The organism is Streptomyces sp. NPDC048297 (assembly GCF_043201585.1).
Classification (GTDB): domain Bacteria; phylum Actinomycetota; class Actinomycetes; order Streptomycetales; family Streptomycetaceae; genus Streptomyces.
On the sequence record NZ_JBICZA010000019.1, the window covers coordinates 87,290 to 103,339 of the forward strand.

Here is a 16,050-nt window from a genome sequence, read left to right on the forward strand (position 1 = left end):
ACGAACCTCAAGTGCGGTCGGCTGCCAGCGAATCCCGAAAACGATTCCGTGGCGGGTGGAGCGCGCGGAGAGGAGACGACGAGGGTGCCTCGTCGCCGAGCACGGTGTGGGGAGACGGGACACGGGACTCGACGGAGGTTCCCGGGATCTCACCATTTCGGGGGGATTGCCAGCGTAGAAGCCTCAAGATTCTGTCTACAAATAGTCCATAGACCCCGACATACGGCTGCTTCGGTCCGCGTACGGCTGCGCATACGCGAAGACCCCATCCTCAGCGTTTCCGCTGGTGACGGGGTCTTTGGGCACCTCATTCAAGGTGCCCCCGGCAGGATTCGAACCTGCGCACACGGCTCCGGAGGCCGTTGCTCTATCCCCTGAGCTACGGGGGCGTGTCGGGCGCTGGGATGTTGCTTGCGGCGACGGGTAGAACCCTAGCAGGTCTTCCGGGGTGATCAGGAACGCGTTTGGGGGGTGGGAGCAGGGGAGGGGAGGGGTGGGTCGACTGGAGGGGGTGGAAGTGGGGAAAAGCCGGACGCGGTGGCCGGTGCGGACCTACTCTCGAGTTGTGCCGGGCGCGTCGGGTCGGGTGCTTGTTGTGGACGACAACAAGGTCATCCGGCAGCTGATCAGGGTCAATCTTGAGCTGGAAGGGCTCGAGGTCGTGACCGCCGCCGATGGTGCCGAGTGTCTGGACGTGGTGCATCAGGTGCGGCCCGATGTGGTCACCCTCGATGTCGTGATGCCGCGGCTCGACGGGCTGCGGACCGCCGCTCGGCTCCGGGCCGATCCGCGGACGCGCGATCTTCCCCTCGCGATCATCAGCGCCTGTACGCAGTACGAGGTCGAGACCGGCCTCGACGTCGGCGTCGACGCCTTCCTCGCCAAGCCCTTCGAGCCGGCCGAACTCGTCTGTCTCGTCAAGAGTCTGATGCGCCGTCGGAGCAGGGTCGACCCCGAACTCGACCTCGGCGTCGGTCTCGGTGTCGACGGCATCGACAGCACCGACGGCATCGACCGTATTGACGAAGCGGACCGTGCGGACGGTGATGGAGACGGTGGTGAGGGGGACGGTGGCAGCGCCGGTAGCGGTGGTGGTCAGGGGGAGGGGCGGGACGTGAGTGGTGAGGTTGCCGGTGGGGTGGTCTTCGGGGGGTAGGTTCCCGGGAAGGCAGTCGGGAGGGTGCGCGGGGGCGGTTGGGGCTTTGAGGTGGGGCCGTTTGCGCGGGGTATGTTCCGCGTTGTCGTAAACCTCCTCGCCTACCCACCCCCCTCCTCCCCTACGCTTGTCCCGTGACACCCGTTGAGCTCTCCCGCACCGTGCTGCACGCGGTGCATCGTGCCGTGGACGGCGGGGAGCTGGATGCGGCCGTTCCCGAGCGGGTCGTCGTGACCGAGCCGGGGCCCGGGGGGTGCGGGGACTTCGCGACCAATGTCGCCCTGCGACTGGCGGGGCCGGCCGGGCAGCCGCCGCTTCGCGTGGCCGAGATTCTGCGGTCTTTCCTCGTCGAGGCCGAGGGGATCCAGGACGTCGTGGTCACCGGTCCCGGGTTCTTGAACATCAGCCTCAGTGAGCGGGACGACCTCGCGGCCGGCGTCGTGCGGGAGATCCGTGAGCGTGGTGCCGGGTACGGGCACGGGGACGCGCTCGCCGGAGAGGTCGTCGTGCTGCGCGTGCCGTACGAGGTGCGTGCCGAGGTCGTCGCCGACGCCGTGGCCCGGATCGTCGCGACCCAGGGCGGGCGCGTCGAGATCGAGCACGGCGAGCCCGTCAACCTGCGGCCCGTGCCGGCGCCGGAGGATCCCGCGCCGCTCGGGGCCGACGCCGCACAGTGGGCCCTGCTGCACCCCGCCGCGCACGACCGGCCCCGGATCAGCGCCGACCATCTCGTGCAGCGGGAGGGCAATCCGCTGTTCCGGGTGCGGTACGCCCACGCCCGCACCCGAGCCCTCACCCGCAGCGCCGCCCGCCTCGGCTTCGCCGCCGAGCCCGGAGACCTGTGCCTCGGCCCCGAGCCCGGAGACCTGCGCCTCGGCCCCGAGCCCGGAGACCTGTACCTCGGCCCCGACCCCGTCGACCCCGTCGCCCACGAAGATCCCGACGCCCCCGTCGACGCGCCCCAGCCCAGCACCCCCCACCCCACCGCCGCCCACCGCAGCCCCCTACCCCCCACCCCCGCAACCACCCTCACCCCCCTCCTCACCACCCTCACCGCCCACCCCCGTACTCTCGTCGCGGCCGCCACCCACCGTGCCCCGGACCGGCTTGCCCGGCATCTCGTCACCCTCGCCGATGCCGTCATGCCGCTGCTGCCCTGCGTGCTGCCGTGTGGCGAGGAGAAACCCTCGGCCGCCCACCGGGCCCGGCTGGCTCTTGCCGAAGCCGCCGGGACGGTGCTGGCCGGTGGCCTGTCCCTGCTCGGCATCGACGCACCCGAACACCTCTGAGGGCCGGAGAAGGAAGCCATGCGCCCCACAGAGACACAGAGAGTCTGAGAGCCAACGTCATGAGCCGTTCCGCACACCCCGCCGGGCCCCGTCACGCCGACGTCCTCCCCGAGGGGCACTATTCGGCCCCGCCCGCGGACCTCAACGCCCTCGACCCCAAGGTGTGGGCGCAGACCGTCGTACGGGACGACGACGGTGTGGTCACCGTGGGCGGGATCCCCGCCACCCGGCTCGCCGAGGAGTTCGGCACCCCCGCCTACATCCTCGACGAGGCCGACTTCCGGGCCCGTGCGCGCGCCTGGCGCAACGCCTTCGGGGCCGACGCCGACGTCTTCTACGCCGGTAAGGCCTTCCTGTCGCGTGCCGTCGTGCGCTGGCTGTACGAGGAGGGGCTGAATCTCGACGTGTGCAGCGGCGGCGAGCTGGCCACGGCCCTGTCCGCCGGCATGCCCGCCGAGCGCATCGCCTTCCACGGCAACAACAAGTCCGTCCAGGAGATCACCCGGGCCGTCGAGGCCGGTGTCGGGCGGATCGTGCTCGACTCGTTCCAGGAGATCGTGCGGGTCGCGCACATCGCGCAGTCACGCGGGAAGCGGCAGAAGGTCCAGATCCGGATCACCGTCGGGGTGGAGGCGCACACGCACGAGTTCATCGCCACCGCCCATGAGGACCAGAAGTTCGGGATCCCGCTCGCCGGGGGACAGGCCGCGGAGGCCGTGCGGCGGGCGCTGCAGCTCGACGGGCTCGAACTGATCGGGATCCACTCGCACATCGGGTCGCAGATCTTCGACATGTCCGGGTTCGAGGTCGCCGCGCACCGTGTGGTGGGGCTGCTGAGGGACGTCCGTGACGAGCACGGGGTGGAGCTGCCCGAGATCGACCTCGGCGGCGGGCTCGGGATCGCGTACACGAGTGACGACGACCCCCGTGAACCGCACGAGATCGCCAAGGCGCTGACCGAGATCGTCACGCGCGAGTGCGAGAACGCCCGGCTGGCCACGCCCCGGATCTCCGTCGAGCCCGGTCGCGCGATCGTCGGTCCCACCGCGTTCACGCTGTACGAGGTCGGCACCATCAAGCCGCTCGACGCGCTGCGCACGTACGTCTCCGTCGACGGCGGCATGTCCGACAACATCCGCACCGCGCTGTACGACGCCGAGTACAGCGTCGCCCTCGTGTCGCGGACCTCCACCGCCGAGCCGATGCTCGCCCGTGTGGTCGGCAAGCACTGCGAGAGCGGGGACATCGTGGTCAAGGACGCGTTCCTGCCGGCCGACCTGGCGCCTGGCGACCTGATCGCCGTACCCGCCACCGGTGCCTACTGCCGCTCGATGGCCAGCAACTACAACCACGTGCTGCGGCCGCCGGTCGTCGCGGTGAAGGACGGCCGGGCCAAGGTGATCGTGCGGCGCGAGACGGAGGAGGATCTCCTGCGTCTCGACGTCGGCTGAGCCGGCGCCGGCCCCACCGAGGGCCGGGCACCGGGCACCGGGACCGGAATTTCTCCGGTCGAAGGCGTCCGGCAAAATGAAATAGATGTCTCACGATCCGGACGAAGGGGAGAAACCTCCGTCCGGTGAGTGAGACTGGTCCCACCGTAGAAGGTAAAAGGAAACGAGGTCGGATGATGCGTACGCGTCCGCTGAAGGTGGCGCTGCTGGGCTGTGGAGTGGTCGGCTCAGAGGTGGCGCGCATCATGACGACGCACGCCGACGACCTCGCCCAGAGGATCGGGGCCCCGGTGGAACTCGCGGGTGTCGCCGTACGACGCCCCTCCAAGGTGCGCGAGGGCATCGACCCCGCGCTCGTCACCACCGACGCCACCGCCCTCGTCAAACGCGGGGACATCGACGTGGTGGTCGAGGTCATCGGCGGTATCGAGCCGGCCCGGACCCTCATCACCACCGCCTTCGAGCACGGCGCGTCCGTCGTGTCGGCCAACAAGGCGCTGCTCGCCCAGGACGGCGCCGCCCTGCACGCCGCCGCCGGCGAGCACGGCAAGGACCTGTACTACGAGGCCGCCGTCGCGGGCGCGATCCCGCTGATCAGGCCGCTGCGGGAGTCCCTCGCCGGCGACAAGATCAACCGCGTGATGGGGATCGTCAACGGCACGACCAACTTCATCCTCGACAAGATGGACTCGACCGGCGCCGGCTACCAGGAGGCGCTCGACGAGGCCACCGCCCTCGGGTACGCCGAGGCCGACCCCACCGCCGACGTCGAGGGCTTCGACGCCGCCGCCAAGGCCGCCATCCTCGCCGGTATCGCCTTCCATACGCGCGTACGGCTCGACGACGTCTACCGCGAGGGCATGACCGAGGTCACCTCCGCCGACTTCCGCTCGGCGAAGGAGATGGGCTGCACCATCAAGCTGCTCGCCATCTGCGAGCGGGCCGCGGACGGCGCCTCCGTCACCGCGCGCGTGCACCCCGCGATGATTCCGCTGACCCACCCGCTCGCCTCCGTGCGCGGCGCGTACAACGCCGTCTTCGTCGAGTCCGACGCGGCCGGTCAGCTCATGTTCTACGGCCCCGGCGCCGGCGGTTCCCCGACGGCGTCCGCCGTGCTCGGCGACCTCGTCGCCGTCTGCCGCAACCGGCTCAGCGGCTCGACCGGGCCGGGCGAGTCGGCGTACGCGGCGCTGACCGTCTCCCCGATGGGCGACGTCGTCACGCGCTACCACATCAGCCTCGACGTCGCGGACAAACCGGGTGTCCTCGCCCAGGTCGCCACCGTGTTCGCCGAGCACGGGGTTTCGATCGATACGGTTCGCCAGCAGGGCAAGGATGGCGAGGCCTCTCTCGTCGTCGTCACCCACCGGGCCTTGGACGCCTCCCTCTCGGGGACCGTCGAGGCACTGCGCAAGCTCGACACCGTGCGGGGTGTCGCCAGCATCATGCGGGTTGAAGGAGAGTAAGCAGCAATGACCCACCAGTGGCGCGGAATCATCGAGGAGTACCGGGACAGGCTGCCGGTGTCCGACACGACGCCGGTCGTGACGCTCCGCGAGGGCGGCACGCCCCTCGTGCCCGCGCAGGTGCTCTCCGAGCGCACGGGCTGCGAGGTCCACCTGAAGGTGGAGGGAGCCAATCCCACCGGGTCCTTCAAGGACCGGGGCATGACCATGGCCATCTCCAAGGCCAAGGAGGAGGGGGCCAAGGCGGTCATCTGCGCCTCCACCGGCAACACCTCCGCCTCCGCCGCGGCGTACGGGGTGCGCGCGGGCATGGTCTCCGCCGTGCTCGTGCCGCAGGGCAAGATCGCCCTCGGCAAGATGGGCCAGGCCCTCGTGCACGGCGCGAAGATCCTCCAGGTCGACGGGAACTTCGACGACTGCCTCACCCTCGCTCGCGCGCTGAGCGAGAACTATCCCGTGGCGCTGGTCAATTCGGTCAACCCGGTGCGTATCGAGGGCCAGAAGACGGCCGCGTTCGAGATCGTGGACATGCTCGGCGACGCGCCCGACATCCACGTCCTGCCGGTCGGCAACGCGGGCAACATCACGGCCTACTGGAAGGGCTACAAGGAGTACGCCGCCGACGGCATCTCCACCCGGACCCCGCGCATGTGGGGCTTCCAGGCCTCCGGCAGTGCGCCGATCGTGCGCGGCGAGGTCGTCAAGGACCCCTCGACCATCGCCACCGCCATCCGCATCGGCAACCCCGCGTCCTGGCAGTACGCGCTCGCCGCGCGGGACGAGTCCGGCGGTGCCATCGACGAGGTGACGGACCGTGAGATCCTGCGCGCCTACCGGCTGTTGGCCGCGCAGGAGGGCGTCTTCGTGGAGCCCGCCTCCGCCGCGTCCGTGGCCGGTCTGCTCAAGGCGGCCGAGCAGGGCAAGGTCGACCCGGGCCAGAAGATCGTGTGCACCGTCACCGGCAACGGCCTGAAGGACCCCGACTGGGCCGTCGCCGGCGCCCCGCAGCCGGTCACCGTCCCGGTCGACGCGGCCACCGCGGCCGAGCGCCTCGGCCTGGCCTGAGCAGCGGCGACTCACCCGCCCGAGGGCAGCGGCGACCCGCCTGCCCGAGGGCGGGGGTGAAACCCTGACAGGGTGCACAGGGGGCTTACGACACGCATCGTGCGCCTCCTGTGCGCCCTATGTCGCCGCAGAACTTTCCTTCGATAGGCTGTACCGAACCCGCCCACCGCATATGCCCTCGCGTGTGGCACGGCACCGCGTCGTCTCCGCGGCCCGTCGGGTCTTCGTACGTCATCGAATGTCCCCACCGAATGTCCCCCATCGAACGTCCGTCGAATGCCATCGATCGTCCTTGATCGTCCTTGATCGACATTGACTGTCATCGAGTTCATCGAGTTCATCGAGTTCATCGAGTGTCATTCGGCAGTCACGCAGCTCAAGGAGTGTCTTCGAGCGATGGCCGGTCCAGCGTTCCGCGCCGCCGCCGTCCGGGTGCGCGTTCCCGCCACCAGCGCCAATCTCGGTCCGGGCTTCGACGCCCTGGGCCTCGCGCTGGGGCTGTACGACGACGTCGTCGTCCGGGTGGCCGACTCCGGGCTGCACATCGACATCGCGGGTGAGGGCAGCGAGACCCTCCCGCGGGACGAGAGGCACCTCCTCGTCCGTTCGCTGCGCACCGCCTTCGACCTGCTGGGCGGCCAGCCGCGCGGCCTGGAGATCGTCTGCGCCAACCGCATCCCGCACGGCCGCGGTCTCGGCTCGTCCTCCGCCGCCATCTGCGCCGGCATCGTCGCCGCGCGCGCGGTGACCATAGGCGGGGAGTCCCGTCTCGACGACGCCGCCCTGCTGGAACTGGCCACCGAGATCGAGGGCCACCCGGACAACGTGGCCCCGTGCCTGCTCGGCGGCTTCACCATCGCCTGGATGGAGGCCGGCGCCGCGCGGGCGATCAGGCTGCGGCCCGACGATTCCATCGTTCCGGTGGTTTTCGTCCCCGGAAAGCCGGTCCTCACCGAAACCGCACGAGGTCTCCTCCCGCGCACCGTGCCGCACGTCGACGCCGCCGCCAACGCGGGCCGCGCCGCCCTGCTCGTCGAGGCCCTCACCCGGCGCCCCGAACTGCTGCTGCCCGCCACCGAGGACCGCCTGCACCAGGAGTACCGCGCCCCGGCCATGCCGGAGAGCATCGCACTGGTGGAGCGGCTGCGCGCCGACGGCGTCCCGGCCGTCATCTCCGGCGCCGGTCCCACCGTCATGGCCCTGGTCGACGCCGAATCCGCCGACAAGGTGCAGGCGCTGGCCGGCCGCGAATGGGCCGCCAACCGGCTGAATCTCGACGTCCAGGGCGCGAGCGTGCTGCCGCTCGCTCCCTCCGCCCTGGATTGACCGCGCACGGTTGCCGGATTTGGAGAGGGGGAATGTTTGTTGGATCCGGTAGTGTTAACCTCAGGTCTGCACCCGACCCCACCATGGCGAGGTGCCTCGTGTCCCCGTCCGGGACAGACATTCTTCCGGGAGTCTCCCAAGCCACTTCGTGTTCCGTGCGCCGTACCTGGGCAGTACGTCGTATGCGGGCATGGAGCGGATCGCCGGGCACACTCCGGAATCGGTGCTACCACGCCACGTGACACTGGATGTCACGGCTCGGGGAAGCGCCATCACCTGCAAATCTCTTCCGCCGCTTAGGGCGGACCACCGCCCCGGTTTGGTTCACAAAGACGGAACCGAAGCCGGACAGCACAACCGGTCGCCGAGCCAGACAGGCCGACGTCCGCTCCAGGGAAGGACCCTTCGTGAGCGACACCACCGATCTGATGGGCGCACGTGTCGAGGAGACCGCTGCCGCGCCCTCCACGGACGCCTCCGCGCCTGCCGCCGGTGCCGGCTCCCGGCGGCGCCGCGGTGCCGGCCTTGAGGGCATGGTGCTGGCCGAGCTGCAGCAGGTCGCCTCGGGCCTCGGCATCAGGGGCACGGCGCGGATGCGCAAGAGCCAGCTGATCGAGGTCATCAAGGAGGCGCAGGCCGGTGGGGGCGCCGCCCCCAAGGCCGAGGCCGCCACCGAGACCAAGCCCAAGCGCCGGGCGACCTCCAAGGCCCGCACGGCCGAGGACGCCGAGAAGAAGGCGGACACGGCGGAGAAGGCCCCGCAGCCCTCCGCCGAGAAGGCCCAGCAGCAGATCGAGATCCCCGGTCAGCCCGCCGGCGGCGAGGACGCCCCGGCCGAGCGTCGTCGTCGTCGCGCCACCGCCGAGGCCGGCAGCCCCGCCGCGGGCGGTGCCGAGACCGTCGTCGCCGAGGCGAAGACCGAGTCCAAGGCCGAGACGCCCGCCCAGCAGCAGGGCGAGGTCAAGGGCGACGCCGGTGACGGTGAGGGCCGTGGCCGCCGCGACCGCCGCGAGCGCGGCGAGCGCGGCCGTGACCGCGACCGCCGTGGCAAGGGCGACGAGCAGCAGGGCGGCAGCGGTCGCCAGGACCGCCAGGACCGTCCGGACCGACAGGACCGCCAGCAGCAGGGGCAGCCGCAGGGCGGCGGCCGTCAGGACCGTGGCAGCAGCGCCCCGCAGGACGACGACGACTTCGAGGGCGGCCGTCGTGGCCGTCGTGGCCGCTACCGCGACCGCCGTGGCCGTCGTGGCCGCGACGAGTTCGGCGCGAACGAGCCTCAGCTCGCCGAGGACGACGTCCTGATCCCCGTCGCGGGCATCCTGGACATCCTCGACAACTACGCCTTCATCCGGACCTCCGGCTACCTGCCGGGCCCGAACGACGTGTACGTCTCCCTCGCCCAGGTCCGCAAGAACGGCCTGCGCAAGGGCGACCACGTCACCGGTGCGGTCCGTCAGCCGAAGGAAGGCGAGCGCCGCGAGAAGTTCAACGCGCTGGTCCGCCTCGACTCCGTCAACGGCATGGCGCCCGAACACGGCCGCGGTCGCCCGGAGTTCAACAAGCTGACCCCGCTCTACCCGCAGGACCGGCTCCGTCTGGAGACCGACCCGGGCGTGCTGACGACCCGGATCATCGACCTCGTCTCGCCGATCGGCAAGGGCCAGCGCGGTCTGATCGTGGCCCCGCCGAAGACCGGTAAGACCATGATCATGCAGGCGATCGCCAACGCGATCACGCACAACAACCCCGAGTGCCACCTGATGGTCGTCCTTGTCGACGAGCGTCCGGAAGAGGTCACCGACATGCAGCGGTCGGTCAAGGGCGAGGTCATCTCCTCGACCTTCGACCGCCCGGCCGAGGACCACACCACGGTCGCCGAGCTGGCCATCGAGCGCGCCAAGCGCCTGGTGGAGCTGGGCCACGACGTCGTCGTCCTGCTGGACTCCATCACCCGTCTGGGCCGTGCGTACAACCTGGCGGCGCCCGCCTCCGGCCGCATCCTGTCCGGTGGTGTCGACTCGACCGCCCTGTACCCGCCGAAGCGCTTCTTCGGTGCCGCGCGCAACATCGAGGACGGTGGCTCGCTCACCATCCTGGCGACGGCGCTCGTCGACACCGGGTCCCGCATGGACGAGGTGATCTTCGAGGAGTTCAAGGGCACCGGCAACATGGAGCTCAAGCTCGACCGGAAGCTCGCCGACAAGCGCATCTTCCCGGCGGTGGACGTGGACGCGTCCGGTACCCGTAAGGAAGAGATCCTGCTCGGCAACGAGGAGCTGGCGGTCGTCTGGAAGCTGCGGCGCGTGCTGCACGCGCTGGACCAGCAGCAGGCGATCGAGCTGCTGCTCGACAAGATGAAGCAGACGAAGTCGAACGTCGAGTTCCTGATGCAGATCCAGAAGACGACGCCGACGCCGGGCAACGGTGACTAGTCGTCGTTGAGTTCGAGGCCGCCCCCTGTCACCGGTGTGACAGGGGGCGGCCTTTTGACGCTGAGACGTGTAGGGGCATTGCGCGCCCGGTTCACCAGCCGTCTTAGCGGGGGGACTTTGTTGACCACGACACTGTTCGGCCGGGGGCGTCACAAACGCCGGATACGTTTCGCCCTGCCGCTCGCGGCGGCCGGGGTGGCCGCCGCCGTCACCGCCGCGCTGATGTCCACGTCCGCGGGTGCGGCGACCACGTTGCCGGTGCCGACGGCCAAGCCCGCCGTCGCGCACACCTCGCTCGCCACGCTGAAGAAGCGGGTCGCGGGGGCCGTCGCCGGTGACGACACCGCGGGACGCACGACCCGGAAGCCGTCGCCGAGCGCGAGCAGCGGCACCGGCACCGGTACCGCCACCGCCACCGGTACCGCCAAGGTCGGCCCGAAGATCATCGGTGGCACCGAGACCACCATCACGACGGCCCCGTGGATGGCCCAGCTCTGGTACTACGACGACAAGGGCACCACCGACGAGAGCGACGACACCAGCTTCTTCTGCGGGGGTTCGGTCGTCTCCCCGACGAAGATCCTGACCGCCGCGCACTGCGTCAAGGGCTACAACTGGTACGACAACGGCGCGATCATCACGGGCACCGCCCAGCTGCCGACCACCGACGCCTCCGACGACACCGACCTGCACGGCGGTACCGTCACGGCCGCCCTGCGGCAGTGGAACCACCCGTCCTACAACGCGAAGACGACCGACAACGACATCGCCGTCCTGACCCTGGACACCCCGGTCAAGGCCACGCCGATCCGGATGACCACGTCCGTCGACACCGCCTCGTACGCCGCCGCCACCAGCGCCAAGGTCTACGGCTGGGGCCGCACCAGCTCCACCAGCCAGGACATCTCCGAGACCCTGAAGACGGCCACGCTGCCGGTCGACTCGGACACCACCTGCGCGGGCGCCTGGGGCACCGACTTCGTCAAGGGCCACATGGTCTGCGCGGGCAAGCCCGCCACCGGGTCCGACACCGGTACGACCACCACGTGCAACGGTGACTCCGGAGGCCCGCTCGTGGTGGGCGGCCGTATCGTCGGCGTCGTGTCCTGGGGCGTCGAGGACTGCGTCACGAAGGGCGCGTACAGCGTCTTCACCAAGGTCAGCACGTACGTCGGCGCCGCCTACGCGCAGATCGACGACACGAACCTGAGCTGGACCGACGCCAAGGCCGACGTGTGGGAGCGCAACGCCTCCACCAAGACCGGCTACGAGCAGGACTCCAAGGGCACGTCGTTCGGTTCGCGGCAGTCCTGGGGCAACTGGAACGGCGTCAACACCGTCCTGCAGACCGACCTCGACCGGGACGGCGTCCAGGACCTCGTCCTGCGCAACAGCAGCACCGGCGCCGTGTACTGGAAGTACCACGTGGCCGCCGACGACACCTGGGCCCAGACGAAGATCTTCGCCGACTGGAAGACCCGGACCCGCATCGTCGCCCCCGGTGACGTCAACGGCGACTACCTTCCCGACCTGCTCTCCGTGGACAGCGCCGGCGTGCTCTGGGTCTACCCCGGCAAGGGCAACGGCACCTTCGCCGCCCCGGTCAAGTCCAGCACCGGCTGGAACCAGTACAACTCCGTGCGCGGCCACGGCGACCTCACCGGCGACGGCCTGCCCGACCTGATCGTGCGCAGCAAGACCGGCGGGTACGTGTACCTGCTCAAGGGCACGGGCAAGACCGGCACCGGGGCCTTCGCCCCGCGCATCAAGGTGCGCACCTGGCCCAGCTACACCGGCTTCGACGCCGTCGGTGACATCACCGGCGACGGCAAGGCGGACTTCCTGGCCCGCAGCTCCAGCGGCACGCTCTACCTGTACCCGGGCACCGGCAAGGCGACCAGCGAGATCTTCGGCACACCGAAGACGATCGGGACCGGCTTCCAGCAGTACGACATCTTCGGCTGAAAACGCAGGTGAGCGGGGCGCGCCCCCGTTCTGCCCCCTCACACACCGTGCCCACCGCCGTACGCGGTGGGCACAGTGCTCCGTGCAACCCTGTCCCGAGTTTCTCCGTCCGACCGGGTGGAGCGACGATGGAGCGGTGAGGACCGCATCCGACCCTGAAAGCAGGGGGTACCGACCTAACGAGACCTAGGAGTGACGTGTCCGCCGAGAGCACGCCCGAGCCCGGCATACCGGAGCCGGCCCGCACCGGCACCACGGCAAGGGGCAGCCGCCGCAAGCCCCGCGGCAAGGGCCGTACGGCCCTGCGCGCCATGGCCTGGACGGCCGCAGGCGTGGTGGCCCTCGGCGGGACCGGCGTCGGATACGTCTACTTCAAGCTCAACGGCAACCTCAGAAGCGTCGACATCAACCAGGCCCTCGGCGCCGACCGGCCCACGAAGGCCGACAACGGCTCCGAGAACATCCTGGTCCTCGGCTCGGACACCCGGGCCGGCTCCAACAGGAAGCTGGGCGGCGGCACCGACGACGGCAGCGCCCGCTCCGACACCGCGATGATCGTCCACGTGTACGAGGGCCACCGGAAGGCCGCCGTGGTCTCCGTCCCGCGCGACACCCTCATCGACCGCCCCGCCTGCACCGACACCAAGGGCACCAGGTACCCGGCCGCGTCCCAGGTGATGTTCAACTCCGCCTACTCCACCGGCGGGGCCGCCTGCGCGGTGAAGACGGTCGAATCGCTCACCGGCATCCGCATGGACCACTACCTCGAAGTCGACTTCAAGGGCTTCCAGCACCTCGTCGACGACCTCGGCGGCGTCCCGGTCACCACCACCAGAGCCATCGACGACCCGCAGAGCCACCTGGACCTCCCGGCCGGCACCCGCACCCTGGACGGCGAGCAGGCACTCGGCCTCGTCCGCACCCGGCACGGCGTCGGCGACGGCTCCGACCTGGGCCGCATCCAGCTCCAGCAGGCCTTCGTCAAGGCCCTGCTCGACCAGGTCGAGCAGGTCGGCGTCTTCAGCGACCCGAAGAAGCTGTACGACCTCGCCGACACCGCCACCAGGTCCGTCACCACCGACTCCGACCTCGGCTCCGTCAACGCCCTCGCCGACTTCGCCGGCTCGCTCAAGGGCATCGGCTCGTCCCGCATGAAGATGGTGACGATGCCGGTCCGGTACGACCAGGCCGACCTCAACCGCGTCCTGCTGGAGAAGCCCAAGGCCCAGCTGATCTGGGACGCCCTGAAGAACGACCGGCCGATCCCCGCGTCGGCCACGAAGGGCACGGCCACCGGAGAGGCCAGGGGCGTGGTGAGTCCCTGAGGATCCTCAGGGGCCCGAGGGCCCGGACGGTCCTGAGGGTCCTGACGGGACACCCTCAGCGGCCGGGCCGTCACAGGAATAGAACACCCACACCCCCGGTTTGGGTGGATGGCACCAGTCCTGGCAGACTGGTACGTCGGCTCCGGTTCACGCATCCGCACCCCGCGGCGGCGACCCGGCGCCCTCCCGAACCTAGGAGACACCTTGAAGCGCGACATCCACCCCGAGTACGTCGAGACGCAGGTCAGCTGCACCTGCGGTGCGTCGTTCACCACCCGTAGCACGATCCAGAGCGGCACCATCCGCGCCGAGGTCTGCTCCGAGTGCCACCCGTTCTACACGGGCAAGCAGAAGATCCTCGACACCGGTGGCCGTGTGGCCCGCTTCGAGGCCCGCTTCGGCAAGGCTGCCGCCGGCTCCAAGAAGTAGCGAGCCCCCATTCGCCGGTCCACGGCCACGCCCCCGCCGGGGTGTGCCCGGGACCGGCGTTTTTGGTCGCCCGCCTTCCCCCCATCGCAGTACAGGAGCCCAAGATGTTCGAGGCCGTCGAGGAACTCGTCGGTGAGCACGCCGACCTGGAGAAGAAGCTCGCCGACCCGTCGGTCCACGCCGACCAGGCCAACGCGCGCAAGCTGAACAAGCGCTACGCCGAGCTCACCCCGATCGTCGCCACGTACCGCTCCTGGAAGCAGACCGGCGACGACATCGAGACCGCACGCGAGTTCGCCGCCGACGACCCCGACTTCGCCGCCGAGGTCAAGGAACTGGAGAAGCTGCGCGAGGAGCAGACCGAGAAGCTGCGCCTGCTGCTCGTCCCGCGCGACCCCAGCGACGACAAGGACGTCATCCTGGAGATCAAGGCGGGCGCCGGCGGTGACGAGTCCGCGCTGTTCGCCGGTGACCTGCTGCGCATGTACCTGCGCTACGCCGAGCGCATCGGCTGGAAGACCGAGATCATCGACGCCACCGAGTCCGAGCTGGGCGGCTACAAGGACGTCCAGGTCGCCGTGAAGACCAAGGGCGGCCAGGGCGCCACCGAACCCGGTCAGGGCGTGTGGGCCCGGCTGAAGTACGAGGGCGGAGTGCACCGCGTGCAGCGTGTGCCGGCCACCGAGTCCCAGGGCCGTATCCACACCTCCGCCGCCGGTGTCCTCGTGACCCCGGAGGCCGAGGAGATCGACGTCGAGATCAACCCGAACGACCTGCGCATCGACGTCTACCGCTCCTCGGGCCCCGGCGGCCAGTCGGTCAACACCACCGACTCCGCCGTGCGCATCACGCACCTGCCGACCGGTGTCGTCGCCTCCTGCCAGAACGAGAAGAGCCAGCTCCAGAACAAGGAGCAGGCGATGCGTATCCTGCGCTCCAGGCTGCTCGCCGCGGCGCAGGAGGAGGCCGAGCGGGAGGCCGCCGACGCCCGCCGCAGCCAGGTCCGCACGGTCGACCGCTCCGAGAAGATCCGGACGTACAACTTCCCGGAGAACCGCATCTCGGACCACCGCGTCGGCTTCAAGGCCTACAACCTGGACCAGGTCCTGGACGGCGAGCTGGACGCGGTGATCCAGGCCTGCGTCGACGCCGACTCGGCGGCCAAGCTCGCGGCCGCGTAAGGCCGCCGCGCAGGACCAGGACCCACGCAGGACGAAGCACGAGGACCGGAGGACGAGCGTGCAGCAAGACTTCGGGGGGCGCCCCCCAGGCCCCCGCAGCGTGCTGCTCGCGGAGGTGGCCCAGGCCACCCAGCGGCTGGCAGACGCCGGCGTGCCCTCGCCGCGCAACGACGCCGAGGAGCTGGCCGCGTTCGTGCACGGCGTCAAGCGCGGCCAGCTGCACACGGTGAAGGACGCCGACTTCGACGCCCGCTACTGGGAGGTCGTCGCCCGCCGCGAGCAGCGCGAGCCGCTCCAGCACATCACCGGGCGCGCCTGGTTCCGGTACCTGGAACTCCAGGTCGGCCCGGGGGTGTTCGTGCCCCGGCCGGAGACCGAGTCCGTGGTCGGCTGGGCCATAGACGCGGTGCGCGCCATGGACGTCGTCGAGCCGTGCATCGTCGACCTGTGCACCGGATCCGGCGCCATCGCGCTGGCCCTCGCCCAGGAGGTCCCGCGCTCGCGCGTGCACGCCGTGGAGCTGTCCGAGGACGCCCTGGTGTGGACCCGCAAGAACATGGCGGGCTCCAGGGTCGACCTGCGCCAGGGCAACGCCCTTGACGCCTTCCGGGACCTCGACGGCCACGTCGACCTCGTCATCTCCAACCCGCCGTACATCCCGCTCACCGAGTGGGAGTACGTCGCCCCGGAAGCCCGTGACTACGACCCGGAGCTGGCGTTGTTCTCCGGCGAGGACGGTCTCGACCTCATCCGGGGCCTGGAACGCGCCGCGCACCGGCTGCTGCGCCCCGGCGGAGTCGTCGTCATCGAGCACGCCGACACCCAGGGCGGTCAGGTGCCGTGGATCTTCACCGAGGAGCGGGGCTGGGCCGACGCGGCCGATCACCCCGACCTCAACAACCGGCCGCGCTTCGCCACCGCCCGCAAGGCACTGCCGTGAGCACCCCTGCCATGACCACCCCTGC

At 70.4% G+C, this 16,050-nt stretch carries 12 protein-coding genes and 1 tRNA gene; 12 read left to right on the forward strand and 1 reads right to left on the reverse strand.

Going from position 1 to position 16,050, the window contains the following annotated elements; genetic code table 11:
* Positions 1-317: 317 nt before the first annotated feature.
* A tRNA-Arg gene (locus ACGFYV_RS21845) sits at positions 318-389 on the reverse strand.
* Between the two features lie 197 nt (positions 390-586).
* On the opposite strand from ACGFYV_RS21845, the gene ACGFYV_RS21850 reads away from it, so the two are divergent.
* The 12 genes from ACGFYV_RS21850 to prmC all read left to right on the forward strand — a co-directional run bounded on the left by ACGFYV_RS21850 (position 587) and on the right by prmC (position 16,025).
* A complete protein-coding gene (locus tag ACGFYV_RS21850; protein WP_393880147.1) occupies positions 587-1,156 on the forward strand; it encodes a PleD family two-component system response regulator in 570 nt (189 codons plus the stop codon).
* A 134-nt stretch (positions 1,157-1,290) separates the two neighbouring features.
* Positions 1,291-2,445 carry an ArgS-related anticodon-binding protein NrtL gene (gene nrtL / locus ACGFYV_RS21855; RefSeq protein WP_393880071.1) on the forward strand — a complete coding sequence of 385 codons (1,155 nt, stop codon included), beginning with the start codon at positions 1,291-1,293 and terminating at the stop codon, positions 2,443-2,445.
* Positions 2,446-2,504: 59 nt separating this feature from the next.
* Complete coding sequence (gene lysA / locus ACGFYV_RS21860) at positions 2,505-3,896, forward strand: diaminopimelate decarboxylase (protein ID WP_393880072.1); 1,392 nt, start codon at positions 2,505-2,507, stop codon at positions 3,894-3,896.
* Between the two features lie 176 nt (positions 3,897-4,072).
* Positions 4,073-5,362 carry a homoserine dehydrogenase gene (locus ACGFYV_RS21865; RefSeq protein ID WP_393880148.1) on the forward strand — a complete coding sequence of 430 codons (1,290 nt, stop codon included), beginning with the start codon at positions 4,073-4,075 and terminating at the stop codon, positions 5,360-5,362.
* 6 nt (positions 5,363-5,368) lie between these two features.
* Positions 5,369-6,427, forward strand: coding sequence for a threonine synthase (gene thrC, locus ACGFYV_RS21870; protein ID WP_393880073.1), 1,059 nt, complete (start codon positions 5,369-5,371; stop codon positions 6,425-6,427).
* A gap of 396 nt (positions 6,428-6,823) precedes the next feature.
* A complete protein-coding gene (thrB, locus tag ACGFYV_RS21875; protein WP_393880074.1) occupies positions 6,824-7,753 on the forward strand; it encodes a homoserine kinase in 930 nt (309 codons plus the stop codon).
* A 407-nt stretch (positions 7,754-8,160) separates the two neighbouring features.
* Positions 8,161-10,185: a transcription termination factor Rho gene (gene rho / locus ACGFYV_RS21880; RefSeq protein WP_393880075.1), complete on the forward strand. Its 2,025-nt coding sequence runs from the start codon at positions 8,161-8,163 to the stop codon at positions 10,183-10,185.
* A 222-nt stretch (positions 10,186-10,407) separates the two neighbouring features.
* On the forward strand, positions 10,408-12,150 hold the full coding sequence (locus ACGFYV_RS21885) for a trypsin-like serine protease (RefSeq protein ID WP_393880149.1): 1,743 nt from the start codon (positions 10,408-10,410) through the stop codon (positions 12,148-12,150).
* A gap of 197 nt (positions 12,151-12,347) precedes the next feature.
* Positions 12,348-13,475, forward strand: a complete 1,128-nt coding sequence (locus tag ACGFYV_RS21890; RefSeq protein WP_393880076.1) for an LCP family protein — start codon at positions 12,348-12,350, stop codon at positions 13,473-13,475.
* 204 nt (positions 13,476-13,679) lie between these two features.
* On the forward strand, positions 13,680-13,904 hold the full coding sequence (gene rpmE, locus ACGFYV_RS21895; RefSeq protein ID WP_030672379.1) for a 50S ribosomal protein L31: 225 nt from the start codon (positions 13,680-13,682) through the stop codon (positions 13,902-13,904).
* A 104-nt stretch (positions 13,905-14,008) separates the two neighbouring features.
* Positions 14,009-15,085, forward strand: a complete 1,077-nt coding sequence (gene prfA, locus ACGFYV_RS21900; RefSeq protein WP_393880077.1) for a peptide chain release factor 1 — start codon at positions 14,009-14,011, stop codon at positions 15,083-15,085.
* A 100-nt stretch (positions 15,086-15,185) separates the two neighbouring features.
* Positions 15,186-16,025 carry a peptide chain release factor N(5)-glutamine methyltransferase gene (prmC, locus tag ACGFYV_RS21905; RefSeq protein WP_393880150.1) on the forward strand — a complete coding sequence of 280 codons (840 nt, stop codon included), beginning with the start codon at positions 15,186-15,188 and terminating at the stop codon, positions 16,023-16,025.
* Positions 16,026-16,050 lie beyond the last annotated feature (25 nt).

Excerpts from the sequence above, each read along its gene's own strand:
- lysA (WP_393880072.1), top strand. The coding sequence starts at position 2,505 with ATGAGCCGTTCCGCACACCCCGCCGGGCCCCGTCACGCCGACGTCCTC.
- thrB (WP_393880074.1), top strand. The coding sequence starts at position 6,824 with ATGGCCGGTCCAGCGTTCCGCGCCGCCGCCGTCCGGGTGCGCGTTCCC.
- thrC (WP_393880073.1), top strand. The coding sequence starts at position 5,369 with ATGACCCACCAGTGGCGCGGAATCATCGAGGAGTACCGGGACAGGCTG.
- ACGFYV_RS21865 (WP_393880148.1), top strand. The coding sequence starts at position 4,073 with ATGCGTACGCGTCCGCTGAAGGTGGCGCTGCTGGGCTGTGGAGTGGTC.
- ACGFYV_RS21885 (WP_393880149.1), top strand. The coding sequence starts at position 10,408 with ATGTCCACGTCCGCGGGTGCGGCGACCACGTTGCCGGTGCCGACGGCC.
- prfA (WP_393880077.1), top strand. The coding sequence starts at position 14,009 with ATGTTCGAGGCCGTCGAGGAACTCGTCGGTGAGCACGCCGACCTGGAG.